This is a genomic window from Mesorhizobium sp. USDA 4413 (assembly GCF_056280365.1).
In genome coordinates, this window is record NZ_JBVPRP010000001.1 from 2,067,921 (window position 1) to 2,093,046 (window position 25,126).

Here is a 25,126-nt window from a genome sequence, read left to right on the forward strand (position 1 = left end):
GTGCGTTGTGGGCTTGCAGGGGCGGAAAACGAAAGGCGCGGGGCAAGCCCGCGCCTCGAGACGTTTTTTCAGCGGAACGGCAGCGGATACATCAGGCCGCCTTGCGTCCAGAGCGCGTTCTGGCCGCGGGCCAATCCAATCGGCGTCTTGTCGCCAACGTTCCTGGCGAAGATTTCCCCGTAGTTTCCCACGGATGCGATCGCCCGTTTCGCCCAAGCCGGATCCAGCCCCAGCATTTCTCCCAGCTTATCCTCTTTGCCCAGGAGGCGATTGACTTCCGGGTTATCCGTGCCCGCGGAAAGCTTCTCCACGTTCTCGGATGTTATGCCGAGCTCCTCAGCCGCCAGAAGCGCATTCAAGGTCCAGCGCGCCACGTCAGCCCATTGATCGTCACCCTGGCGGACAAGGGGACCCAACGGCTCCTTCGAAATGACATCCGGGAGGATGATGTGATCCTGTGGATCCTTGAAGCTCGACCGGGTCGATGCCAGGTCGGACCCGTCACTCGTGATCACGTCACAAGCACCGGCAAGATATTTCTGCTGGACGTCGCCGTTGTTCTCGACGGGAACCGGGTCATACTTCATGTTGTTCTTGCGGAAATATTCCGCGAGGTTCAGCTCGGTGGTGGTCCCGGTCTGAATGCAAACGGTGGCGCCGTTCAGATCCCTTGCGCTCTTGGCACCGAGGGATTTCGGCACCATGAAAGCCTGACCGTCGTAGTAGTTCACACCCGCGAATGTGAACTTCAGGTCCACATCGCGCGAAAATGTCCAGGTCGTGGTGCGGGACAGAATGTCGATCTCGCCGGAGGCAAGTGCGGTGAACCGCGTTTGCCCAGTCGTGGGAACGAAGGTCACCGCATTGGGGTCTTTAAGGACTGCAGCCGCGACAGCCCGGCAGTAGTCCACGTCCATGCCATGCCAGGCCCCGGACGCATCCGGAGCGGAGAAGCCGGCCTGACCGCCGGTCACACCACAATTCAGCTTACCACGCGCTTGAACGTCGGCCATCGTGCCGGCCGAAGCGATACCGGCCGTCAGCGTTGCCGCTGCAAGCGTGGCAAGGGCGATCGTCATTTTCATTTTCATTCTCCCGGTTTGTGATCCGGCAGCGGTGGCTTTTTTGCCCAATTCTCCGCCACTCGGATCGGTTGAGTTCCCACTGGTTCGGTCTTGTCGGATCGAAGACGCTTATTGTTCTGGAGCAATCTCGATGATGGCTTCGATTTCGACGGGCGCGTTCATCGGAAGCGCCGCCACACCGACGGCGGAGCGCGCGTGCTTGCCCTTCTCGCCAAAGACCGCGACGAGAAGATCCGACGCGCCGTTGGCGACGAGATGTTGTTCCGTGAAATCGGCGGCCGAGGCGACGAAGACTGTGATCTTGACGATCCTGGCGATCCTCTCGAGGCTGCCAAGACAGCCCTTTGCCTGAGCGAGGATGTTCAAGGCACACTGTTTGGCGGCTAGCGTACCGGCCGCCACGTCGAGCTCCCTTCCGAGCAGCCCCCTCGCAATCAATTTGCCATCGGCGAGTGGCAACTGGCCCGACGTGAGAACGATGCTTCCGGTCTCCGCCGCCGGGAGGTAGTTCGCTACGGACTTTGTCGCTGCCGGCAATTCGATCCCGAGTTCATCCAGGCGCCGTTCAATCGTCTGAGACATCGGCTCGTCCTCAAAACTCGGCGACGGCGGCGGTGATGCGCCCGATCGCCTCGTCGACGACCGCACGCGGGCAGCCGAGATTGACGCGCATGAACCCATGCCCCTCGACCCCGAACTTCTGGCCCTTGTCGAGCCAGACGCGCGCCTTGGTCAGCATGAATCTGTTCAGGGCTTCGGCATCCATTCCGAGACCGCGGCAATCCATCCACGCCAGGTAGAGGGAGTCGGTTGGAAGTACCTTCAGGCGTGAATCCGCATCGTTGATCGCGTCGGCGAAGTGCGCGTGATTGGCACGCAAATAGGCCAGCATTTCCTCCAGCCACGGCTCGCCATGGGCATAGGCGGCTTCGGCGGCAACCATCCCCAATACGTTGACCAGCTCGAAGACGTTGCGCTCGTACTGGCGGCGCAGCTCTTCCCGGAGCCGCCTGTTCGGGATGAAAACATTAGCGCTCTGCAGGCCGGGCAGGTTGAATGTCTTGCTCGGCGCCGTGCAGGTGATGCTGTTTTGGGCGAACTCTTCGCCGAGCGAGGCAAACGGGATGTGCTTTTTGGCCGGATCGAGGATGAGATCCTCGTGGATCTCGTCCGAAATGACCAGAACGCCTTTGCGGGCGCAGATTTCGCCCATGGTCCGCAGTTCATTTTCGGACCACACGTTTCCGGTAGGATTGTGTGGGTGGCTTAAGATAAAGATCTTCGTGTTGGCGCGGATGGCAGCCTCGAAAGTCTGCTCGTTGAAGCGGTAGCCATCGCCGGTGAATTCGAGCGGCGCATAGGCCAAGTGACGGCCGTTCAGCAGGACATCGTTATGGAAATGCGCGTAGACCGGCGGCTGGATCAAAATGGTGTCGCCCGGCGCTGAGAAAGCCTGCACCGCGGTCTTCAGCGTCGTGATGATGCCGGAGGTCTGGAGGATCCATTCCTTGGCGACGTCCCAACCGAACCGTCGCTGCTGCCAACCGACGACAGCGTCAACATAGGATGCGGTCGCGCCACCGGGATAACCGAAGACGCCATGGTCGACCGCCGCATGGAGCGCGTCGATGACGGCATGAGGCGCCTTGAAGTCGGTGTCGGCCACCCACATCGGCAAGGGGTCGGCCGCAGCTTCGTCCGGCGCCAAAAGCTTGCTTGCACAGGCCCATTTCATGGAGTTGCTGTTCTTGCGGTCGACAATTTCGTCGAAAACAGACGCCGCCCGCGCATGCTCCGGGTGGAGTTGGTGGGCAAGTGCGAGCTTCGTCACAGCGGTTCCTTCCTTCCTGGCCTTGGGACGGCCCTGCAGGGCCGATTGACGGAAGGTTAATGGCATCGCATTATGAGTGGAAATGGTATGATTTCATTTACTCATGAACAGGGTTCATAATGATCGATCGGCAGCACCTTGCGATCCTTAGGGAAGTAAGCCGTCGGGGCAGCGTCACCGCGGCTGCGGAGAAGCTGAATGTCACCCAGTCGGCTTTGAGCCATACGATCGCCAAGTTCGAAGAACGGCACGGCATCAAGATCTGGATGAAGACCGGACGAGGCCTGCGGTTGACGCAGGCGGGCGAGTACTTGCTGACCGTTGCCGAGCGCGTCTTGCCGCAGATGGAGCACGCGCAGCGTATCCTGACGGACTTCGCGCTGGGGAGGAGGGGAGTGCTTCGCGTCGGCATGGAGTGTCATCCCTGCCAGCGATGGCTGACGAGAATTGCAACTCCCTATCTGACACAATGGCCCGACGTGGACTTCGACGTGCGCACCGCCTTCCGCTTCGACGGGGTCGAAGCGCTGCTGGGTTATGAGATTGACCTGTTGATAACGCCGGATCCGGTGGAGACGCCGGAACTACTGTTCACTCCCGTGTTCGATTACGAGCTCGTTCTGATGGTGCATGAGGCTCACCCCCTTGCCAGCCGAGCCTGCGTTGAACCGCAAGATCTCCTGGACGAAGAGTTGATTACAGTACCCGTCACGTTGGAGCGCCTGGACATCTACACCCGCTTCCTTGTTCCGGCGCATTGCAGGCCGCGTCAACATCGCACTGCGGAGACCATCGACCTGATGCTGCAACTGGTATGCGCGGGCCGGGGCGTGACGGTTCTTCCCGATTGGCTCCTGCACGAGGATGCATCCGGCCTGCCGATACGCGCACTGCGCCTGGGAGATTCCGGCATCCGGAAGAGCATCAACCTTGGTGTGAGGCGCGGCGAGGAGAGGACCTTCTACATCGACGGATTCCTGAAGCTTGCCCAGGAAATGGGTGCTAATCCATACCGGTGATTGCTCAAATTCAGTTTCGAAACCCAGCCGTAGCCCCTCGCCTACTACGTTTGCTATAGGACCGACCGCCCCTTACGTCTAAGGCACAACCGTTTTGGCGCTGGCTTCACGAGGAAGTGTCCGGCGCATAGCAAAAGGCAAAGTTTTTCTTTGCGTCGTGAAAGATGTTCCTGTTTGCTCGAAAGCAATCATAGACCCAAAAGCAGAGGCATTGCCGAAACCCGGATGTCTCATGTCCGATACCGTTCTCAACGTCGGCGGCTGCTCGGCTGAGCTGACTGCGGCGCGCCCCCCATACCGCGCAGGATTGGTGGGCGACAGCCTCGATCGCGGAATCTCTAGCAACGGGCCGCAGCCTTATCGGCTGGCGAAGCGTCAGATGCTCTAGTCTATGCGACCTGAAAGCCGCACTGCGTTGATCGCTGAACTGGCCTCCAAGGTCTCGGCCGACGCAATTCAACCTAGCGCACGCCTCATGGCCCTAACTGCAGGCGCGGTGGACGCGGCAGAGCTTGCGGCGTTTTCCCCTCTCTGCACGAGAGCGGCACAATGACGCCGGGCCATCGCGTTCTGCAGATAACAGTCCCCGGCACGCTGGAGCTAGTCGAACATGCAACGCCCGTTCCGGGAGCCGGCCAATTGCTGATCAAGGTGGAGGCTTGCGAGGTCTGTGACGACACACGTAGCCCTGACACAGAAAGCGCTGATCCAGCATTGCAGCCGCGCCAGGGGGCGGGTCATGAGATGGAGGGGCGCATCATGGCGTTGGGCGAGCGTGTGCCTTCGGTTTGGAAACTCGGGCAGCGGGTCGGCATTGGAAGTCTTGAGGACTGTTGCTATGCATGCCCGGATTGCCGACGGGGACAATTTCAGCTCTGCGGCAAAACCAGCGCTTGCGGCACTTCGATCGTATCGGCGCTTTTAGCCGGCCTAGCGCCACCAGGTCGGCTCGTGCATCTTGGATATGCCAATGATCCAATGGCCATGCATGGCGGGCAGCGTGCGAGGCGCGGGCCAAGTTCGATCACCGGCAAACCATTCAGGAAAGAAAAAACAGTTGCTTTCAATTTGCTGAAGGATGCGCGCTCGCTGATGAACACATTATCGCAAGACGCGGCGGCCGAGGACGACCCTGAGATCCGTCAGGTGTGAAGTGGATGGTGTTCTTCGAAAAAGAGAGGGCCCATGTCTCATCAATGACGACTTCTCCCGCCCGTTCATCGTTCACGTTGGCCGGCAGCACGGAGTCCCAAGCCCGCCCCATCGTTCAATGCATGCCGTTCAGGATCGGCAACGAGGTGGCGGAAACTCACTGCCCCGGCTCGCCGGTGATCCACATTGATCGTCGCGATCGAAGGATCAGCGAACACCTGTTCATAGTAGCTCGTCTTCCGATCGCCGCTGCCGCCACAAGATCTGCCAACCTGACGTCACAATCTGTACCTTCAGAGCACTCGAAATTGCCGAACGTGAGATGTGATCAGCATTGCCGTTCAATTGGCGCACTGAACTTTTCGACCGCAAGGCGAAGCGGACATTCACGTCCTCCGAAAAGGTGGCCGTCATGCAGAGGCGGTGGCAGTGTGTCGGCCTTTGTCTGTCGCGGTCAACACCTTGGAAAGGATGAGCGGGATCATTCCGCCTGCAGCAAGTATATCGACTTCTAAACCAGTCTCTACTGCTGCCGTTCCGCCCAACCGCGCAGACACCCCTTCTGATCGACGCACGTCGATTTCGATTGCAGAGCGTGGTGTGATGCTCGCGGCATCGACAATGATTTGATCGTTTGTCCCAAGTCCGCCGATCGACTGCGCGTCAGCCGCCGAAATGGTGATCGGGAGGACCCCCATCCCGATCAGGTTAGACCGGTGGATGCGTTCGAAGCTCTTGGCAATGACCGCGCGGACGCCGAGCATTGCAACCCCCTTGGCAGCCCAGTCTCGCGAAGAGCCGGCACCGTACCGCTCGCCCGCGACGATAATCGTGCTGGTTCCGCTCGCCTGGTAGCGTTTGGCGATTTCCCACAAGCGGCCGATGTCGCCGGTGGGTCCGTGAATTGTGCTGCCAGGATCGGCATCTGGAATGAGCAGGTTCACCGAAGCCCTATTGTCGAACAGGCCACGGACCATCACTTTCCAATTGCCCCGTCTGGAGGCGAACACGTTCAGGCTGGAGGGATTTTCGCCTCGATCGATAAGATGTCGGCCGGCGTAGCTTGTGGACGCTATCTGTCCAGCCGGCGATATATGGTCTGTGGTGATGTCGTCGCCGAGGACCAGCAAAGGCACGGCGGCATATTTTCCAAGGCAGCTCGACACACCCGCAGTCGCGAACGGCGGCCGACGAATGTAGGTGGACGTATCCGACCACGGGAAACGCGCGCTTTGCGGAAAGTCCAGCTTTTGCCAAAGGGGATTTTCGGCCGCCTCGCTGAACGCCTCAGGACTATCGGCGCCGAAAACATGGGCTCTCACATGCTTCGCGACTTCGGCTTGGTCGGGCCAAAGGTCAGCGAGATGGACCTCGTTGCCATCGGCGTCCTTTGCGATGGGGTCGGTCGCGATGTCGCGCAACACGTCTCCGGCAAGTGCGAACGCAACAATCATCGGCGGTGAAGCCAGGAATCCATCCTTGAGGGACGGATGCACCCTCCCTGGAAAGTTGCGGTTTCCCGACAAGACGGCAACGGCCGTGATCCCGCCGTCGATGGCGGCTTGCATCTCGAGGGGGAGGGGACCTGAATTGCCGATGCAGGTCGTGCAACCTAAGCCGACAATGCTGAAGCCGATTGCCTCAAGGTCTTCGAGTAGACCTGATCGCTCCAGGTAGCGGACCGCCGCCGGCGAGCCCGGAGCAAGCGATGTCTTGACCCAATGGGGCGGTCTCAGTCCAAGCTGCCGCGCCTTGCGCGCCAGCAGCCCCGCAGCAATCAGGAGTGACGGATCCGACGTGTTGGTGCAACTAGTTATCGCAGCGATTGCGACGGCGCCTTCGGGAATGGACTTGAATGTGACCTGTCGGCTCAGCTTTTTTCCGCAGGCGCGTTCAAGGGCGGGCTGCACGTTCGCTGGCTCGAGGCGATCCTGCGGTCGGCGTGGCCCGGCCAAGCTCGGGCGAAGCGCGCTGAGATCGATCGTGAGCTCGTCGGTGTATCGCGGGTTTGTATCGGGCTCGAACCAAAGGCCCTGTGCCTTGGCGACATTCTCGACGCGAGCAGCGAGCTCATCGCTTCTTCCTGTCTGGCGGAGATAGGCAACGGTATTGGCATCGACTGGGAAAAAGCCGGTGGTAGCCCCGTACTCGGGGGCCATGTTCGCCACCACGGCTCGGTCGCCTGCCGAAAGTGTAGACACGCCTGGCCCGAAGAACTCTACGAATTTCCCGGCGACGCCGAACGACCTCAGCCGCTCGGTCACGGCCAGAGCTAGGTCGGTCGAGAGAGTTCCGCTCTGCAGCCGCCCCACGAGGCGCACACCTATGACCTCCGGCATCCTGAGCATGACCGGCATTCCGAAGATGACGCTTTCGGCCTCGAGTCCGCCCACGCCCCAGGCCAGTACGCCGATGCCGTTGATCATCGGCGTGTGGCTGTCCGTTCCGATCAGGGTATCAGGCACCGCCCACTCGACATTGTCGCGCTTCTCGATTGCGACCACGGTTGCCAGTTGCTCAAGGTTGATCGTGTGCATGATGCCAGTACCGGGCGGATGAACGCTAAGGCCGGGAAGGGCTTTGGTCGCCCACTTCATCAGCCGGTAGCGCTCCGCATTGCGCTCCAGTTCCTTGGCCAGGTTGAAGCGGAGAGCATCGGCGGTACCAAAGCGATCCACGCCGATGCTGTGGTCGACAGACACATCAACCCTGATTCTTGGGGCAAGGAGGGCGGGATCGCCTCCCGCTTCAGCAATCGCGTCGCGCATTGCGGCAATGTCGACCAGGGCGGGAACGCAGGTCGTGTCATGCATCAACAGCCGACCCGGATGGAATGGAATTTCTGCCTGGCTCTCTCCAAGGCGTAGCCACTGGCTGAAGACCTCCAGCAGCCGCTCAGCCTCGTGAGGCTGGTGTCTTAGGTTGTTCTCGAGAAGGACACGCAGCACGAAGGGCAGCCGCTCGAACTTGGAACCCAGCGCCTTCCCCATGTCGATCGCGGTCAGCTGCCGGCCATGGCTCTCGACCTGCATTCTGATCATGCCAGGTTCCTCACCTTGTAGTATTGGATTTTATAGCTTAAAAAACCAAACTAGAGTCGATGTCAAGCGAGGCTTTCATGCGCAGCGACTGGTCTGCCGCGAAATACTGCAATTCGGCGATCATCGGACGCGGCCCATCGACCTTCTTGGTGCGGTTTCCAATGAGGACATGGAGTTTGTCACAGATATTGGATGCGGGCCGGGAAATTCGACCGAACTGCTGGGCCGTTAGCCGAGCACGAGTCGCGGGCATCGACTCGTCGCCTTCGATGATCGAAGCCGCGTGCGCCCGACTGCCGAACGTTGAGTTTGCAGTGCAGGCTATACAGGACTGGCGCCTGAAGAGCCGCAGGACGTAATCTTCGCGAACGCCGTGCTGCAATGGCTTCCGGATCATCGTGCGCTGCTGCCGAGGCTTGTCAACCTGTTGAAAAGCGGCGGAATTCTGGCAACCCAGGTGCCTGACAATCTTAACGAATCCACTCACCGTGGCATGCGGGAGGTTGCACGGGATCCGCGGTGGGCGGGCCGGCTGGCAGAAGGGACACCGAGCGAACGTCGATCGAGAGGACTCAGAATTATTACGGCATTCTCCGCCCGCTCTGCCGGCGGGTGGAAGTCTGGACGATCTATCACCATCCTCTCAAAGGACTGGACGGTATCATCGACTGGTTCAGCAGCACTGGCCTGCGTCCATACCTCTCGCGCCTCGACGCATCCGAAAAGAAGGCCTACCTTGCTGTACCGAGACGCTCGCGCCACTATGCGATCCTGGAGGAGGCAACAACGCTTCTGCCATTTCCACGTCTCTTCGTTGTCGCGACACGACTTTAGATTGGATTTTTAACGACAGCTCGTGCAAACTTGCCACGATCGCTGTACCGCTTGAACGCCAGATCCGCGGCAATCATCTCGGAGCTCTCATGCCAGCAAGCCCCTTGGCACGGAACATCGCCAGTCAGATTTCGCTGCTCGTAACAACGGGCGAACTGTCTTCTGGCGATCACCTGCGCACGCAACATCTCGCCGACAAGTTTGGCGTCTCCCGCTCGCCCGTGCGCGAGGCGATGCAAATTCTCGCTGAAGAAGGACTGCTGGAGCAGAAGGAGAATCGGGGGTTTTTTGTCAAAGATGTTCCGGAGTCCCGGATTATCGAGCCGATCAACGACGAGCCAAAACCGTTCGAGGTGGAGAACGATTACCAGCGCCTCGCCGAGGATTGGCTGATGGACCGCATCCCTGCCGAGGTGACTGAGGGCATGCTGCGGGAGCGCTACGACCTCACCAAAGCGCAACTCAGTGACATGCTTATGCGGGCAGTGCGGGAGGGCTGGGCGGAGCGCAAGCAGGGCTACGGCTGGCGCTTCCTGCCAGTCGCCAAGACACCCGAGGCGTTCGAGCAGATTTACCGGTTCCGCATGCTGATTGAACCGGCCGCCATATTGGAACCGAGCTTCAAGCTCGACCGAAAAATAATTGAAGAGCAGCGACGGTTACAGCAGCGAATGCTGGAGACCGACATCATGCGACTTCCTGCCGAACGTTTGGTCCACAACGGCTCCATCTTCCACGAGGAGCTGATCAAGATGTCGAACAATCCCTTCTTCCACCTGTCGCTGGTGCGCGTCAATCAAATGCGCCGTTTGCTCGAGTATCGCTCGCGCGTTGATCGCAATCGTCTGTTCACGCAATGCGAGGAGCACCTTGCGATCCTTGATCTGCTCGAGCGCGGTGAAATCCTCGAAGCGTCCTACGCCATGCGCAAGCATCTCTCCGGTGCGCTCGCGCGGAAATCACCCATCGCGCGATCCTGGTCCCAGCACGCGCACGAAAAAATACCGGCCTCGTAATTTTTCGATTGCATTTTAATCTTCAAAAAGCCAAAAAGTCGCCATGAAGCATTTCGGCGGATGCTCCGCCGTGTTCAGGGAGACGTTCTATGAAGATCATGGTCACGCCGTGCGACGGCATCGGCCCGGAGATCACCGCCGCGACGATGGAGGTGGTCGAGGCGGCCAACAAGGCATTCGGTCTTGGTCTGCAGTACGACTACGAGGACACCGGCTTCGCCAGCCTAGAAAAGTACGGAACGACCCTGCGCGACGAGACGATAGAGCGCGCCCGTACGTATGACGGCATTATCCTGGGTCCGCAGTCCCATATGGACTATCCGGCGCGCGACAAGGGCGGCGTGAACGTTTCAGCTGGGTTCAGGGTCAAGTTGGACCTCTATGCAAACGTTCGTCCGGCGCGCGTTCGCCCGTTTCTGAACAGCACCGCGAAGCGGATGGACCTCGTCATCATGCGCGAGGCGACCGAAGGCTTCTACCCAGACCGCAACATGTATGCGGGCAGTGGTGAGTTCATGCCGACGCCCGACATTGCGCTCTCCATGCGCAAGATCACGGCGCACGCCTGTGAGCGGATCGCACGCGCTGCTTTCGAGCTGGCGATGAAGCGCGACAAGCGCGTCACGGCTGTCCACAAGGCGAACAACTTCATCCTCACCGACGGTCTTTTCCTGACGCAGGTCCGAAAGGTAGCAGCCGAATTCCCCGAGGTGAAGCTCAACGACTACATCATCGACGCCATGGCAGCTCACCTCGTGCGCGATGCGTCCCGGTTCGACGTGATCGTGACGACGAACTTTTATGCAGACATTCTTTCGGATCTCGCCAGCGAGCTTTCTGGCAGTCTCGGCCTTGCCGGATCGATCAACGCGAATGCCGAAACCGGCCTTGTCTGCGCGCAAGCTCAGCATGGTTCGGCGCCCGATATCCAGAACCAGAACATCGCCAACCCGACCTCGCTCATCCTTTCCGCTGCGATGATGCTCTCCTGGCTTGGAGAGAAGCGCGGGCTGCCAAATTTCGAGGCGGCGGGCGCGGAGATCGAGCGTGCGATTGACGAGGTGCTTGCCAACCCGGCGACCCGGACCCGCGATCTCGGAGGGCAGAGCAACACGGATGCGTTTGGCGCCGCCGTGGCCAAGGCGATCAAAGCGGAGCCGGTTCGTGCGGCAGCGCGCGCTTAAACTGCCAACTTTGCATTTTACGATTGATAAATCCAAACTGAGATGTAACTGTTTTGGCGACGAAGAACGTCATCAGCGCACGCCCGGAGGAGCAATGAACGGGCGCAACCATGGGAGAAGTGAAATGAAGCATACCGCAGTGAGCAGACTGTCCGGCTGTTCGGCGCTCGTCTGTGTGACCTTGGCGATGTCGCCGGCCAACGCGCAGGACGCGTCCCTGATCGATGCCGCCAAGAAGGAGGGGACCGTCACGATCTACACGTCGACCGACGCGGCGCAGGCACAGGCGCTTCTCGATGCGTTCACCGCCAAATACGGTATTAAGATCGCGTACAACGACGTCGGCACGAACGGCGCCTACAATCAGGTGATCTCGGAATCGGCGGCCGGTCAGGTGACCGCGGACGTGGTGTGGACCTCCGCCATGGACCTGCAGATGACCCTTGTCAAGGACGGATACGCCGTGCCGTTCAAGAGCGTCGAGGCCGGTAACATCCCCTCCTGGGCAAACTACCAGGATACGCTCTACGCCACGACGATCGAGCCGATCGGTATGATCTACAACACCACGGCGCTGAAGGAAGACCGCATTCCAAAAACGCGTGCCGACCTGATCAAGTTTCTCCAGGAAAACCAAGCCGAATTGAAAGGCAAAGTGGCGACCTTCGACCCGGAGAAGAGCGGTACGGGCTTCCTTCACCACACCAACGATGCACGCCAGACAAGCAATTTCTGGGATCTCGCCAAGGCGCTCGGCGCCGATGGCGTGAAGACTTACTCGAGTTCCGGATCAATGAAGGAGACTGTCGTCTCCGGCGAGAACGTGCTGGCCATCAACATCATCGGTTCTTATGCGCTGGACTGGGTCAAGGAGACCCCAAACCTCGGCGTGGCGTTCGGATCGGACTATACCGCCGCCTTTTCCCGTCTCGCCCTGATCAGCAAGGGCGCGCCTCACCCAAATGCGGCAAAGCTATTCGTCGACTTTACTTTGTCCAAGGAAGGGCAGGAAGCGCTGGCATCAGGCGGTCTGCCCTCGGTGCGGGAGGATGTAACGAGCGGTCTCAACATCAAGACGCTGAACGAAAAGGTCGGCGGCGGCCTGAAGCCGATCGCCGTGGACGAAGGTCTTCTCGAATATATGGACCCCGCCAAGCGCGTCCAATTCTTCAACGACTGGAAGGCGGCGATCGCCGGCTGATCCGTGTTCGTCGTGGCCGCGGCAATGTTGTCGCCGCGGCCACATCTTTTAGGGAGGATCGCTAATGGCTACGAGCCACCACAGCGCAGCCATGCTCGCAGATGCGGCGATTGTCGACCTGCCGGTTCCGCCGCATACGGCGCGGCCGGCTGGCGACGCACCGCTCTTCCGGAACATCGCGATTGGCATTCTCGCGCTGACGGTCCTCGCGCCAGTCGGGCTGATAGTCTTCCAGAGCTTCCTCAGCGCTCCGTTTTTCAGCCCGCGCGCTGTGCTCAGCCTCGACGCCTATGCCTATATCATCAACGATCCGACCTTCTACAAGGCGCTTGGGACCACCACGCTGTTCGCGTTCGGTATGGTCGCTGTCGCGGTGCCTCTCGGCGGTCTGCTCGCCTTTCTGATCACCCGTACCGACATCCGCTTCAAGCGCCTGCTCGAAGTGCTTGTGCTCGTGCCGATGTTCATCTCCTCGATCGTCCTTGCTTTCGGCTACACGGTCTCAGTCGGGCCGACCGGCTTTTTGTCGTTGGCAGTCAGGGACCTGATCGGCGTCGTGCCGTGGAATATTTACAGCTTGGCCGGCATGATCGCGATCGCCGGCCTCAGCCATGTACCGCACGTCTATCTCTATGTGTCGTCTGCGATGAGAAACCTCCCCTCCGATCTGGAGGAGGCAGCCAGGACAGCAGGGGCTAACATCTGGCGCGTATCGCTCGATGTGACGCTGCCGATGGTTCTGCCCTCACTTGTATTCGCGGCCTCGCTCAACGTCCTGCTCGGCTTCGAGACATTCGGCATTCCGCTGGTGCTGGGCGACCCGAACGGCATCATGGTGTTGACAACCTACATCTACAAGCTCACCACGCTTTTCGGCACGCCGACCTACCAGCTGATGGCGGTGGTCGCGATGGTCCTAGTGCTCATCACCTTGCCGCTGGTGTGGATGCAACGCCGCCTGCTCCGCAACGCCCGCCGGTATGCCGCGCTCGGCGGAAAGGGCTCTCGTGTCTCCAGCCTGAAGCTTGGCCGCAGCGGTCAGGTGATCGCGCTTTCAATCATCGGTCTCTGGCTGTTTGTGTCCGTTGTCCTTCCGATCGGCGGCATAACCGTGCGTGCCTTTGTCGATGCCTGGGGTGAGGGTGTGAACCTTGTCGAGCGGCTCACCTTCTCGAATTTTTACGGCATGCTGCAGGTCCCGAGCCTCGTGCGCGGCATGATCAACACCGTTCTCCTGTCGGTTGTCGGCGGCGCCCTGGCCGTTGGAATCTACCTCCTGATCGGACTGGCGGGTCACCGCAACCGAGGTTTCTCCAACACGGTGCTCGATTACATCGTGCTCCTGCCTCGAGCACTGCCGGGGCTGGTGGTCGGACTGGCTTTCTTCTGGGTTTTCCTGTTCGTGCCAATCCTCACCCCGCTGCGGCCAACCCTGGTCAGCCTCTTCGTCGCCTATGTCGTTGTCGGGTTGTCCTATGGCCTGAGGCTGCTGCAGGGCACGCTTATCCAGGTCTCCCCGGAGCTGGAGGAGTCGGCAAGAACGACTGGCGCAACGATCGGTCGCACATGGTGGGATGTCGTGATCCCGATCGTGCGGCCAGGCTTGGCCGGCGCGTGGGCCCTCATCATGATCATCTTCCTGCGCGAATATGCGACGGGCGTCTATCTCATGGGTGCGGGCACAGAGGTCATCGGCTCGCTGATGGTTTCGCTGCTCACGACCGGGGCCATGAACACGATCGCCGCGCTCGCGCTCATAAGCATCATCCTAACGGCCGCGGGCCTTGCGCTCGCCCTTCGACTGGGAGCACGCATCCATGACTGAGCTCATTGTCAACAACGTCCAGAAATGGCTTGGCGGCCTGCAGATCCTGAAGGGCGCCTCCTTCACGGCGGAGCGCGGCTCGATCGTTGCCCTGCTTGGTGCATCGGGAAGCGGCAAGACGACGCTGCTCCGCTGCATCGCCGGACTGGAGCAACCGGAGATCGGACGGATCGTCATCGGCGACAAGACCGTTCTGGATGGCGAGCGCAAAATCGGTTTGCCGCCGGAGCAGCGCAACATCGGCCTGGTCTTCCAGTCCTATGCGCTCTGGCCGCATCGCAATGTCCGAGACAATGTCGGATATGGCCTGAAACTCAGGGGCGTGCCGCAAGCGGAGATCGCATCGCGCGTCCAGGCGATCCTTGATCGTCTCGGTCTCGGCCATCTCGCCGAACGCTATCCCTCGCAGCTCTCCGGCGGTCAGCAGCAGCGCGTCGCGATCTGCCGGGCACTGGTTTACGAGCCACGGGTGCTGCTTCTCGATGAGCCCCTGTCCAATCTCGATGCCAAACTGCGCGAGGAAGCGCGCTATTGGATCCGCAAGCTGATCCTGGACCTGGAGATCTGCGCGATCCTGGTCACCCACGACCAGAGCGAGGCCCTCGCCGCCGCCGATAACATCCTGCTTTTGCAGGATGGGCGCATCGTGCAGCAAGGCACGCCGCAGGACATCTACTCCAATCCAAACAGCTTCTATTCGGCCGATTTCCTCGGCGCCAACAATATAGTGAAGGGAAGGATACAGAAGCGCTCCGGCCGATCCACTGTGATCGCGGGTAATGGGTGGTCGCTGAACGGCACCGTGCGTGAGGCAAATGGGCTTGGCGATTCTGACGAGGCGCGCGCCGTCATTCGTGTCGAACAGATCAGTGTGAGCGACAGCCCGGCGCCTGAAGGTATCGAGATGCATCTCGATGACAGCATCTATCTCGGCGACAAATGGGAGTATCGCCTGCGCCGCGGTGATTTTGCCGCGAAGGCTCATGGTCCTCGCCAGATGCCGTCCGGCAAGGTCTGGGCTCGTATTCCCGCAGAGAGCGTCTGGGTCTTTGCGGCAGCGGCCCCGAAGTGATCTCCGCTCGATGGCCGCCTCCCTCCCGGGCGGCCATCGGTCCCTCCGTTGGAGCCGACAATGACAGCAACGCCTCGAATAACACTGATCCATGCCACCACCATTGCGATGGAGCCGATCACTCACTCTTTCAAAGCCGCCTGGCCGGAAGCTGATGCAGTCAACATCTTGGAGGACAGCCTGTCACCGGATCGCGCGAAGGTTTCCGAGCTCACCGACGAGCTCGTCGCGCGCATCGCAGCGCTTACGGCCTATGCGCGCTCGATCGGCAGTGCGGCGGTTCTCTTCACATGCTCTGCCTTCGGCCGGGCCATCGCGCACGCTGCGAAGCAGGTCGACATCCCTGTACTGAAGCCAAATGAAGCGATGTTCGAGCAAGCCATTCGACGCGGCGGCCGCACCGCGATGCTCTATACGTTTGCCCCGGCCAAGGACAGCATGGAGCAGGAATTCCGCGAGGAAGCGGACCGCACCGATCCTTCCGCAATGATCACCAGCTTCTTCGTCCCTGGTGCGATCGATGCAGTGCGTGCCGGAGATGTCGAAACGCACAATCGACTGATCGCCGCCGAGGCCGCCAAACTGAAAGATTTCGATGCCATCACCTTGGCCCATTTCTCCATGGCGCGTGCGCGGAAAGCGGTCGAGGCGGCAACGAACATTCCTGTCCTGACCAGTCCCGACGCGGCGGTCGCAAAGCTGCGCATCCTTCTTGAAAAGAACAATCTCATTGGTGACACAGAAAGGGTATGCGCATGACACGCGTTCCGATGACACGCCGTCAGTTCGCGGTATCCGCCGCTGGGCTTGCCACGTCGGTGCTGGCTAATACGGGGCCATCGAGGGCCGAAGGGGAAGTCCCTTTCTCGGCCGGCACGGAGAAGCCGAGCTTCAAGGTTCCCAAGAACGCCTGCGACAGCCACTTCCATATCTACAACAGCAAGTTTCCGGCCGCGCCCAATGCCAGCCTGATCCCGCCGGATGCGTCCGTTGCCGATTATCTGCGTCTTCGGGAGCGCCTCGGATTTGAACGTAGTGTAATCGTTCAGCCCTCCACCTATGGAACCGACAATTCATGTCTGCTCGAAGCGCTGCAACAGCTCGGCAGCAATGTCCGCGGCATTGCGGTCGTGGATACGTCCGTGAGCGATGACGAGTTGAAGAGACTCGACGGCCTCGGGGTGCGAGGCATCCGCTTCAATCTCGGGCGCGCCGGCGCGACCACCGTCGACATGATCGCGCCGCTGTCGCAGCGGGTCGCCCCCCTCGGCTGGCACATCCAGGTGCACATGAAGGGTGATGACATCGCCAAGAACGCGGACCTCCTTGCAAATTTGCCGGTCACCGTCGTCTTCGACCATCTTGGCCGCCTGCCGCAGCCGAATGCCCTCGCTCATCCCGCCTTCAATGTGGTGCAGGATCTTCTTTCACGCGGAAAGGCTTACACCAAGATCTCAAGTCTCTATCAGGACACACTCGTCGGCCCGCCGTCTTATGAAGACGTCGGTGCAACGGCAAAGGCCTACCTTCAGGCTGCGCCGGACCGCGTGCTCTGGGGATCGGACTGGCCGCATCCGTCACCAGGGAAGCATGGAATGCCGAACGACGCACAGATGATGGACGTGGCTTCCGCCTGGGCAGCAGACGAGGCCACCATCCAGAGGGTCTTTGTCGACAATCCGGCCAAGCTCTACGGCTTCTGAGCGCGATCCTGATGCTAGTCGGCGTTATTGCAGACGACTTCACCGGTGCGAGCGACATCGCCAACACCCTGGCAAAAGGCTTGCCCGGGCAGGGCGGTCTGAACACTGCGCAGTTTCTCGGCGTTCCGCAGAGCGATGCTTCGTCCGACATCGAGGCCAGCGTCGTTGCCCTGAAAAGCCGATCAATTCCGGTCACTGAGGCGGTCGAGCAATCGCGCGCGGCGCTTCGCTGGCTGCTCGGCCAGGGCTGCCGCCAGATCGTCTTCAAATACTGCTCGACCTTCGACTCGACGCCTGACGGCAACATCGGACCTGTTGCCGAAGCATTGGCCGATGATCTCGGGGTCAAGGGCGTGGTCGCGTGTCCCGCATTTCCGGCGGCGGGTCGCACGGTCTACCAGGGGCACCTTTTCGTTCACGACCGGCTGCTCAACGAATCCGGCCTCGAGAACCACCCGCTGAACCCGATGACGGATCCCGACATCCGCCGCTGGCTCGGCCGGCAGACAAGGCATCCTGTCGGCCTCGTTGCCTGGCAGGCCGTGCGCGAGGGCGCAGCACGCATTGCCTCAGAATTGCGGCAGGTCGCCGACCGGGGTGAACGTCTTGCAATCGTGGACGCCATCACTGCCGACGATCTGGTGGCGATCGGCCGCGCCTGTGACAGCGCCAAGCTCATCACCGGCGGCTCCGGGATTGCATTGGGCCTTCCGGCCAACTTCATCGCGGCGGGCGAGGCCAAAGGCGCTCCGCCCAGCCGAATCGCTGTCGAGGGACCTGAAGCGGTTCTTGCTGGAAGCTGCTCCGGCGCGACACGCGGTCAGATAGACCATCACAAGAAGCGACATCCGACTCTGGCGATCGACGTCGATGCAGTCATGCGTGGCCAGACGAACGCGGATCAACTGGTATCGTTTGTGCTCGACAATCCGGGCCGCGCCCCGTTGGTCTATTCATCTGCCAGGCCCGAAGAGGTCGCGCGGTTACAGGGCATTCATGGACGTGAGCATGTTGCCCAGACTCTCGATGCGCTGTTTGCCGATACGGCGTGCAAGTTGATTGCCAGCGGTGTCCGGAGGCTCGTCGTTGCAGGCGGCGAGACCTCCGGAGCGGTCGTCTCCGCGCTTGATCTGGGTGCGTTGAAGATTGGATCGGAGATCGATCCGGGTGTGCCGGTGCTTGTTTCCGGCAGTCCGCGTCCAATCGCACTGGCGCTGAAATCCGGAAACTTCGGCTCACTCGATTTCTTCGAAAAGGCGCTTGAAAGGCTGGCCGGACGATGAGCAACGAGACACGCGTTCGCGATGACATTGCCAGACTGTCGAAGTCGCTTTACGACCGCGGTTTCTCCGTCGGGTCTGCCGGAAACATCAGCGCCGCACTAGAAGACGGCCTCCTCATCACGCCCACCAATTCATGCCTCGGATTTCTCGATCCAGGCCGCATCGCAAAGCTCGATCGCGACGGTCGGCATCTGTCGGGTGATAAGCCGTCCAAGGAGATTTTCCTGCACCGGGCTTTCTACGAAACGAGGCCCGAAACCGGCGCAGTCGTGCATTTGCATTCGACGTTCGCCACCGCGCTCTCATGTTTAACGGACGTTGACCCGGACGACTGCATTCCGCCGCTCACGCCTTACGTCGTCATGCGTGTTGGTGCGGTTAAATTGGTACCGTACGTCCGTCCCGGCGACGAAAAATCCGGCGATCTCATTCGCGAGCTTCGCGGCAAATACGCTGCGGTGCTGCTCGCCAACCACGGACCGGTTGTGACCGGCAAGGACATCGCGTCAGCGGTTTATGCAGCCGAGGAACTCGAGGAGACGGCGAAGCTGCTGGTGCTCCTGCGTGGCGCGCCGACGCGCATGCTGACCGCCGGGCAGGTCGATGAACTGAAGGCCGTCTTTGCCAGCTACTAACGAGCCAGCGCTCGAAATATCGAGGAATGACGTATGAAAACAGCCGATCTTGTAGACGCGCACGGTGATGCCGTCCGGTTCTGCGATCTGCCATTCATAAAGCTGGGACGGAAGAAACAGTTTTGTGGCCCGATCGCAACGGTGAAGTGCTTCGAGGACAACGCGCTCCTCAAGTCGGAGCTCCAGAAGCGGGGCGAGGGCAGAGTGATGATCGTCGATGGTGGGGGTTCCACCCGCTGCGCCCTCCTCGGTGACCAGATCGCCATGCTCCTGCGGGACCATGGGTGGGCAGGTATCGTCATCAACGGATCGGTTCGCGACAGCGCGGAGATCGAGCAGATGGATGTAGCTGTCTTCTGCCTCGGCGTCTCGCCGAAAAAGTCGTCCAAGGACGGGGCAGGGCGGGTTGGCGGCGCGGTGCATTTCGGCGGCGTGGATTTTCGGCCCGGTGCCTTCGCCTACGCCGACTACGACGGCCTGCTCGTCTCTGATGAAGATCTGACGTCCTAAGCCTTATCGGATGGTCATCGGCTCGGACGATCGTTCGTCTGGTCCTCCAAATAGGTGCCCGATGCACGGCGCCGATATAGCGCAAGAAGAACAGAGGATTATTCAGTGATTGTCTCAATCAACCCGACTTCAGGCGAAGAGATCGCTAGTTTCGAGGAGCATTCCGCCGCCGAGGTCGACTCGGCATTGACCGCCGCCGTTCGCGCCCAACGCGCATGGCGCGCACGATCGGTCGAGGATCGCGTTCCGCTGCTCAGACAGATGGCCGTTGTGCTCAGGAAGGAGAAGACACGCTATGCCCGGCTGATCACACAGGAGATGGGGAAACCTCTCGTCGAGTCCGAGGCCGAAATCGAGAAATGCGCGTGGAACTGCGACTTCTACGCCGAGAACGCTCCCCGCTTCCTTGCCGACGAGTTTATTGAGTCTTCGGCGACCGAAAGCGCCGCCGTCTTCGATCCGCTCGGCGTCGTGCTCGCCATCATGCCGTGGAACTATCCGTTCTGGCAGTTCTTCCGCTTCGCCGCGCCGGCGCTTGCAGCCGGCAATGGCGCGATCCTGAAGCACGCCAACAACGTGCCGCAGTGTGCCCTGGCGATTGAGGAGGTCATGACGGCTGCCGGTTGTCCGGACGGGCTGTTCCGAACGCTCATGATCCAGCCGGATAGGGTTGCGGGCCTGATCGCGGATGACAGGATCGCGGCTGTGACACTGACCGGTTCGACGCAGGTCGGCGCAATCGTTGCAGCGCAGGCGGGAAAGGCGCTGAAGAAGCAGGTGCTTGAGCTCGGCGGCTCCGACCCCTTCGTGGTGCTGGCAGACGCGAATGTTGAGGCTGCCGCCGCCGTGGCGGTGAAGGCGCGGTTCATCAATGTGGGGCAGAGCTGTGTCAATGCCAAGCGCTTTATCGTCGAGGAGGGTGTGGCCGATGCCTTCGTGCAGGCGTTCCGCCGAGGTGTCGAACGTCTGAAGATCGGTGATCCGCTGGACGCAGAGACCTCGATCGGGCCGCTGGCGCGCGCAAATCTACGCGCCGCCCTGCACGAGCAGGTTGAACGATCATTGGCTGCGGGTGCTCGACTGGAAATCGGTGGGCAGCCGATTGAGAGGCCGGGCTATTACTATGCACCGACGATCCTCGACCATGTCACCCCGGGGATGGCGGCCTTCGACGAGGAGACCTTTGGACCGGTCGCGGCCATTGTCCGGGTCGAGAACGCCGACGAGGCCATCATGCTCGCCAATCAGACCGAGTATGGCCTCGGTGCGGCCATCTGGACCTCCGACCTCGGCCGTGCTCGCCAACTGGCGCGCAGGATCGATGCCGGCGCCGTGTTCATCAACGGCATGGTTGCTTCCGATCCCCGCCTCCCGTTCGGCGGCATCAAGCGCTCCGGATACGGCCGCGAATTGGGTGTCTGCGGCATTCGCGAGTTCGTCAACATCAAGACGGTGTGGATCGGTCCGGCACGAAACTCCGCACCAGCATCCAAGTCAGAGTAGCGAAAGGCAACCCCCGATGACGACACAGAAGGCCGCTGTATTCAGACCCGATCAGATTCCCGCGCACGAACGCGGCGGCGGGGCCAAGACGATTCCGCTGGTGAACCGCGCCTCCGGGACGACCAGCTTCATCAACGGTATCACGATTTTCGAGCCGGGCGCGGCGATCCCGTTGCACACACACAACTGCGAGGAAAGTGTGATGCTGCTCGAGGGAAATGCTATCGCCGAGATCGATGGCGAGCGCCACGAGTTGAAGCCCGAGGACACGACATTCATTCCCGCCAACCTGCCGCATCGGTTCATCAATGCGTCGAAAACGAAGCGGATGAAGATCCTCTGGATTTACGCGAGCGTGGAAGCAACGCGCACGCTGATTGCGACGGGCGATACGCGGCGGATTGATGCCGAGCACGGCCAGAAGCCGGTCAGCTGAAGTGGGGAACTGTATGTTCCTGGAGGTTGCTGAGCTTGCGGTCAAGCCGGGTAGCGGGCGGCCTTAGAGCGGGCTGTGGCCGAGGCTGCCCCGCTCTTCCTCAAAGCCAAGGGTTGCCACGGCCTCTCGCTGCACCGGATCGTGGAAGACCCGACCAGCTATCGGCTGGTGGTCAAGTGGGAAACCGTCGAGGACTACATGGTCCATTTTCGTAACTCTGCCGATTTCCAAAAGTGGCGGCGCTTGGCGGCCGACTACTTCCGGGAGGCCCCACGCGTCACGCATTCGCGCGCCGTTCTGACCAGATCACCTGTTTAGCGCAGGGGCCGAGGAAGTGAACGCGCACGCTGCCATCGGGAAATACCATGGGGCCCAGCATTTTCTGCCGTTCGCAGCAAGCTGGTGAACACCCTTTTCCGCGCCTTCGCCTGCTTTGGAATCCAATGCCGATACCAAGGCCCTCAATCGCAGAGTGACAGGACAAGGACTGCGAGAGCCGTGGCGATGTCGACGCTGGCCGACCGTCGCAAAGTCGACCTGTCGACCAATTAGCACGCGAGTTCTGATCGTCAGGTCTAGACTAGTTTCCGTCCATAACGTGCTTTATGGACGGAAACTAGTCTAAGTCGTCGCGGCCGATTTCAGTTGATCGAGCAACCGGCGGCGGCAGAGTTGGCTGAAGCAGATGTCGTCGGTGACATGCGAACGCTCTGGGGGCCGTGGAACGACCCCTCGTTCGAACGGGCGCTGCGTCGGGGCAGCTGCGTGAACCGCGGAATTGATGAGGTTGGAAGCGAGCAGAGGCGAGGGGCGGGTATCGGCCACCGAGCTGAAGGGTCAAATCTTGTGCTTGAGACGAGCATCCGATGATCAACGATCCTTAGCGTCCATCCGTCAGCGCGCGGCAATGCGACGCCTAACTTCTCGCTCGCGTTGTTTCGGATGGCGAACCTGTTCCATCAACCACGTTTGGAATGCCGATGCCGTGGGATTGTCGCTTTTTCCCTCAGGCAGCACGACATAGTAGTTGTTATTCGTGGTGATGGGCCGCGGAACGGCGACGGCGAGCTTTTCGGTTCGCAGCTCTTCCTCGATCAGGTAACGAGGCAGGAGTGCAAAACCAATTCCCGCGACCGCAGCTTCGATGATCATGTTGAATTGATCGAAACGGCTTCCGTGGAAAGCGTTTGCCCCTTCAAGACCGTCCAATTCGAACCATTCGCTCCACTGCTTCGGCCGTGTCGCCAGATGAAGAAGTGGTGCGGCCACTAGATCGGAACTTTCCAGTATTGGCCACCGCGACATGAGATCAGGGCTTCCCACAGGCAGGACCACGTCGCTGCACAGATAGGTGCAGATTCCGTGTGCCCAGATGGGCTGCCCGTAGTGGATGGCTATGTCGAAAAGGTCGACCGAGAAATCGAATGGTTGGGACCGAGACGCCACGTTGACGACGGTTCCTGGGTGTCTCTCAAGGAAATTTGGCAGCCTGCGCGTCAGCCATCGTGCGCCGAAGGTCGGGAGCGTGGCGACAGAGAGTATCTTCTTGCCGTCGGCGGCAGCCATCGCGCGCAGAACCATTTCCTCGGTCTGTCCCAGCAGGCGGATGACTTCCGGGAGCAGGGATTGACCCACCTCGGACAAAACCACCCTTTGGCGTATCCTCTCAAAGAGGGGTACGCCAAGCTGGTCTTCCAATGCACGGATTTGCCTGCTCACTGCGCTTTGCGTGAGGTTCAGTTCGGCTGCCGCCAGAGTGAAGTTCCCGTGCCGGGCGGCGCATTCGAAAGCCTGCAGCACCGACAGGTCGGGGATCATTTTCCGATTAAGCTTCATTCCAGACTCGCATCAAGTTATCACGAAAGGTCGCGTTACAGCACCGAAGCCTCAAAGTTACGATGAAAGTGGCGAATGAACCATCCGCAATTTTAGACGGCGAGAGGCAAAAGGCGATGACGAAATCCGGCTTCGTTACTTCCGACTCCATCCGGTCGGAGTTCTCTGCGGCCATGTCGGCCATGTATCGTGATGAGGTCCCTGCATACGGCACGCTCATGCATCTGGTCGCTCGGGTGAACGAGGAGGCATTGGCCGCCGATCCGGAGATGAGGGAGCGGCTTGCCGTCACGGACTCGCTCGACCGCATTTCCGAAGAACGGCACGGCGCAATCCGGCTGGGTACTGTTCAGGAACTTTCGACGATGCGCCGCGTCTTCGCCGTGATGGGTATGCAGCCGGTGGGCTATTACGATCTCTCAACCGCCGGTGTCCCCGTGCATTCGACAGCGTTCCGGCCGGTTGGCGGCGCCAGCCTGAAGATCAACCCCTTCCGCGTGTTCACCTCGCTGCTCCGCCTCGACCTCATCAAAGACGAGGCCCTGCGGAACGAGGCCGCCGCCGTCCTGTCGAAGCGCCAGATATTTACGGATGGCGCGCTGGAACTTTTGGAGAAGGCGGAGCGACAGGGAGGGCTGGACGGGCAGGAAGCAGAGCGTTTTGTCAGGGAGGTGCTCGAGACCTTCAGGTGGCACGACAAGGCGACCGTCAGCGCCGGCATGTACGAGCGGCTCCACAGTGCCCATCGGCTGATCGCCGATATCGTCTCTTTCAAAGGCCCCCATATCAATCATCTGACTCCGCGCACGCTGGACATCGACCGGGTTCAGGAGCGCATGCCTGAGGAAGGGATCGTGCCGAAAGCCATCGTGGAAGGGCCGCCGACCCGCCGATGCCCGATCCTGCTGCGCCAGACCTCGTTCAAGGCCCTCGAGGAAGCGGTTTCGTTCCCTGAGGTGGACGGCAGTTCGCGGTCCGGTTCCCACACAGCCCGGTTCGGAGAGATCGAACAACGCGGCATCGCTCTGACGCCCAAGGGCCGCGCGCTCTACGACCGTCTGCTCAACGAAGCACGTGAGCGCTGCAGGCCCGCGGCAGACGGCTCGAACGCCTCTGAATATGAAGCGGCTTTGGCCGAGGCCTTCAGGGGATTCCCGGATGATTGGAACGCGATCCGCAGGCACGGCCTGGGTTATTTCAGCTATTCTTTGACGGCAGAGGGCCAGCGCCGCGCGGGGATCGACATGGACCTCGAAGCCGCCGTCGACGCGGGTCTCGTACGGTTCGACCCGATCGTCTACGAGGATTTCCTCCCGGTCAGCGCGGCGGGCATTTTTCAGTCGAATCTCGGAGACGACGCCACGCAGGAGTTCGTCGCGAGTCCCAACCAGAAGATGTTCGAAGGCGATCTCGGTGCAACCGTGCTGGACGAGTTCGCGCATTACGCCGGTATTATGCGTGCCTCGCTTGAGCGCTGTCTCCGCGGAGGCCTCGCTGCGGCGGCCGAGTAACGGGCGGCATGCCTCACACGAATCACATCGCTGCTCTGCGCGAGCTTATCGGTGACCTGCGGTTTTGGCCGAAGCTGCTGACATGGCCGGCTACGAAACCGGAGCACGCTACGACAAGGGACGCGCAGCGTTCGTTGCGCGCCCGGCGTGCGCTCGCATTGGCCGTCGAGATTGATCTTTACGAGGGCGCTCCTTCGATCGGCCCCTTAGGCGCGGAGGGCGCGGGCGAAGTTCCCATCATGAACCCGCCGGCGCTATCGCTTGCGCCGTAGCCATGCGACTGGACGCCGGATCCAGCAGATGCCGCGGACCCCACCGCGCGTGCTTGGGCTTCTCTTGGGCAAAGAACCCCCGGTTGAGTTGCCTCACATTTCGGACGACTGGTGGGACAATGTCTTGATGAGGCGTTCTTGACCGACTGTATCGCCTGAGTTCTACCGAGGAGCATC

Annotated in this window: 22 protein-coding genes; 16 read left to right on the top strand and 6 right to left on the bottom strand. The window is 60.7% G+C overall.

Annotation, left to right across the window (positions count from 1 at the left end):
- Positions 1 to 68 precede the first annotated feature (68 nt).
- The 3 genes from ACVMIM_RS10165 to ACVMIM_RS10175 all read right to left on the bottom strand — a co-directional run bounded on the left by ACVMIM_RS10165 (position 69) and on the right by ACVMIM_RS10175 (position 2,916).
- Complete coding sequence (locus ACVMIM_RS10165; RefSeq protein WP_040985652.1) at positions 69 to 1,085, bottom strand: amino acid ABC transporter substrate-binding protein; 1,017 nt, start codon at positions 1,083 to 1,085, stop codon at positions 69 to 71.
- Positions 1,086 to 1,193: 108 nt separating this feature from the next.
- A complete protein-coding gene (locus tag ACVMIM_RS10170; protein ID WP_040985651.1) occupies positions 1,194 to 1,667 on the bottom strand; it encodes a RidA family protein in 474 nt (157 codons plus the stop codon).
- A 10-nt stretch (positions 1,668 to 1,677) separates the two neighbouring features.
- Positions 1,678 to 2,916, bottom strand: coding sequence for a MalY/PatB family protein (locus tag ACVMIM_RS10175; RefSeq protein ID WP_476111842.1), 1,239 nt, complete (start codon positions 2,914 to 2,916; stop codon positions 1,678 to 1,680).
- A 119-nt stretch (positions 2,917 to 3,035) separates the two neighbouring features.
- Between ACVMIM_RS10175 and ACVMIM_RS10180 the strand changes: the two genes are divergently transcribed.
- Positions 3,036 to 3,935 (top strand): LysR family transcriptional regulator, encoded by a 900-nt coding sequence (locus tag ACVMIM_RS10180; RefSeq protein ID WP_040985649.1) that lies wholly within the window; start codon positions 3,036 to 3,038, stop codon positions 3,933 to 3,935.
- A gap of 549 nt (positions 3,936 to 4,484) precedes the next feature.
- Entirely contained in the window at positions 4,485 to 5,087 is a 603-nt protein-coding gene (locus ACVMIM_RS10185; RefSeq protein WP_082037206.1) for an alcohol dehydrogenase catalytic domain-containing protein, read from the top strand.
- 410 nt (positions 5,088 to 5,497) lie between these two features.
- On the opposite strand, the gene acnA is transcribed toward ACVMIM_RS10185, so the two are convergent.
- Both acnA and ACVMIM_RS10195 read right to left on the bottom strand, forming a co-directional pair.
- The gene (acnA, locus tag ACVMIM_RS10190; protein ID WP_082037205.1) at positions 5,498 to 8,128 is read right to left on the bottom strand and encodes an aconitate hydratase AcnA; all 2,631 of its coding nucleotides are present in this window, start codon (positions 8,126 to 8,128) and stop codon (positions 5,498 to 5,500) included.
- Between the two features lie 37 nt (positions 8,129 to 8,165).
- Positions 8,166 to 8,525, bottom strand: a complete 360-nt coding sequence (locus tag ACVMIM_RS10195; RefSeq protein WP_040985647.1) for a hypothetical protein — start codon at positions 8,523 to 8,525, stop codon at positions 8,166 to 8,168.
- Between the two features lie 526 nt (positions 8,526 to 9,051).
- On the opposite strand from ACVMIM_RS10195, the gene ACVMIM_RS10200 reads away from it, so the two are divergent.
- From ACVMIM_RS10200 to ACVMIM_RS10260, 13 genes are all read left to right on the top strand, one after another.
- Positions 9,052 to 9,978, top strand: a complete 927-nt coding sequence (locus ACVMIM_RS10200) for a GntR family transcriptional regulator (protein WP_040985645.1) — start codon at positions 9,052 to 9,054, stop codon at positions 9,976 to 9,978.
- Between the two features lie 89 nt (positions 9,979 to 10,067).
- The gene (locus ACVMIM_RS10205; RefSeq protein WP_040985643.1) at positions 10,068 to 11,162 is read left to right on the top strand and encodes an isocitrate/isopropylmalate dehydrogenase family protein; all 1,095 of its coding nucleotides are present in this window, start codon (positions 10,068 to 10,070) and stop codon (positions 11,160 to 11,162) included.
- Positions 11,143 to 12,363, top strand: a complete 1,221-nt coding sequence (locus ACVMIM_RS10210) for an ABC transporter substrate-binding protein (protein WP_476111845.1) — start codon at positions 11,143 to 11,145, stop codon at positions 12,361 to 12,363. The genes ACVMIM_RS10205 and ACVMIM_RS10210 overlap by 20 nt, the downstream gene beginning before the upstream one ends.
- Before the next feature lie 64 nt (positions 12,364 to 12,427).
- Positions 12,428 to 14,188 carry an ABC transporter permease gene (locus tag ACVMIM_RS10215; RefSeq protein WP_476111847.1) on the top strand — a complete coding sequence of 587 codons (1,761 nt, stop codon included), beginning with the start codon at positions 12,428 to 12,430 and terminating at the stop codon, positions 14,186 to 14,188.
- Entirely contained in the window at positions 14,181 to 15,260 is a 1,080-nt protein-coding gene (locus ACVMIM_RS10220; protein WP_040985637.1) for an ABC transporter ATP-binding protein, read from the top strand. Before ACVMIM_RS10215 ends, ACVMIM_RS10220 begins: the two co-directional genes overlap by 8 nt.
- Before the next feature lie 60 nt (positions 15,261 to 15,320).
- Positions 15,321 to 16,019: an arylsulfatase gene (locus ACVMIM_RS10225; RefSeq protein ID WP_040985635.1), complete on the top strand. Its 699-nt coding sequence runs from the start codon at positions 15,321 to 15,323 to the stop codon at positions 16,017 to 16,019.
- Positions 16,016 to 16,963, top strand: a complete 948-nt coding sequence (locus ACVMIM_RS10230) for an amidohydrolase family protein (protein WP_040986159.1) — start codon at positions 16,016 to 16,018, stop codon at positions 16,961 to 16,963. The genes ACVMIM_RS10225 and ACVMIM_RS10230 overlap by 4 nt, the downstream gene beginning before the upstream one ends.
- A gap of 11 nt (positions 16,964 to 16,974) precedes the next feature.
- Positions 16,975 to 18,246 carry a 3-oxo-tetronate kinase gene (otnK, locus tag ACVMIM_RS10235; RefSeq protein ID WP_040985633.1) on the top strand — a complete coding sequence of 424 codons (1,272 nt, stop codon included), beginning with the start codon at positions 16,975 to 16,977 and terminating at the stop codon, positions 18,244 to 18,246.
- A complete protein-coding gene (gene otnC, locus ACVMIM_RS10240) occupies positions 18,243 to 18,881 on the top strand; it encodes a 3-oxo-tetronate 4-phosphate decarboxylase (RefSeq protein ID WP_040985631.1) in 639 nt (212 codons plus the stop codon). Before otnK ends, otnC begins: the two co-directional genes overlap by 4 nt.
- Before the next feature lie 33 nt (positions 18,882 to 18,914).
- Positions 18,915 to 19,391 (top strand): ribonuclease E activity regulator RraA, encoded by a 477-nt coding sequence (gene rraA, locus ACVMIM_RS10245; RefSeq protein WP_040985629.1) that lies wholly within the window; start codon positions 18,915 to 18,917, stop codon positions 19,389 to 19,391.
- 105 nt (positions 19,392 to 19,496) lie between these two features.
- Positions 19,497 to 20,894 (top strand): NAD-dependent succinate-semialdehyde dehydrogenase, encoded by a 1,398-nt coding sequence (locus ACVMIM_RS10250; protein WP_040985627.1) that lies wholly within the window; start codon positions 19,497 to 19,499, stop codon positions 20,892 to 20,894.
- 16 nt (positions 20,895 to 20,910) lie between these two features.
- Positions 20,911 to 21,330 (top strand): cupin domain-containing protein, encoded by a 420-nt coding sequence (locus ACVMIM_RS10255; protein ID WP_040985625.1) that lies wholly within the window; start codon positions 20,911 to 20,913, stop codon positions 21,328 to 21,330.
- A gap of 75 nt (positions 21,331 to 21,405) precedes the next feature.
- Positions 21,406 to 21,648, top strand: a complete 243-nt coding sequence (locus tag ACVMIM_RS10260; RefSeq protein ID WP_476111850.1) for a putative quinol monooxygenase — start codon at positions 21,406 to 21,408, stop codon at positions 21,646 to 21,648.
- 576 nt (positions 21,649 to 22,224) lie between these two features.
- Here the strand turns inward: ACVMIM_RS10260 and ACVMIM_RS10265 are convergent.
- Positions 22,225 to 23,166: a LysR family transcriptional regulator gene (locus ACVMIM_RS10265; RefSeq protein ID WP_040985623.1), complete on the bottom strand. Its 942-nt coding sequence runs from the start codon at positions 23,164 to 23,166 to the stop codon at positions 22,225 to 22,227.
- A gap of 116 nt (positions 23,167 to 23,282) precedes the next feature.
- Here ACVMIM_RS10265 and hglS point away from each other — a divergent pair, with 116 nt between their 5' ends.
- A complete protein-coding gene (hglS, locus tag ACVMIM_RS10270; RefSeq protein ID WP_040985621.1) occupies positions 23,283 to 24,677 on the top strand; it encodes a 2-oxoadipate dioxygenase/decarboxylase HglS in 1,395 nt (464 codons plus the stop codon).
- Positions 24,678 to 25,126 lie beyond the last annotated feature (449 nt).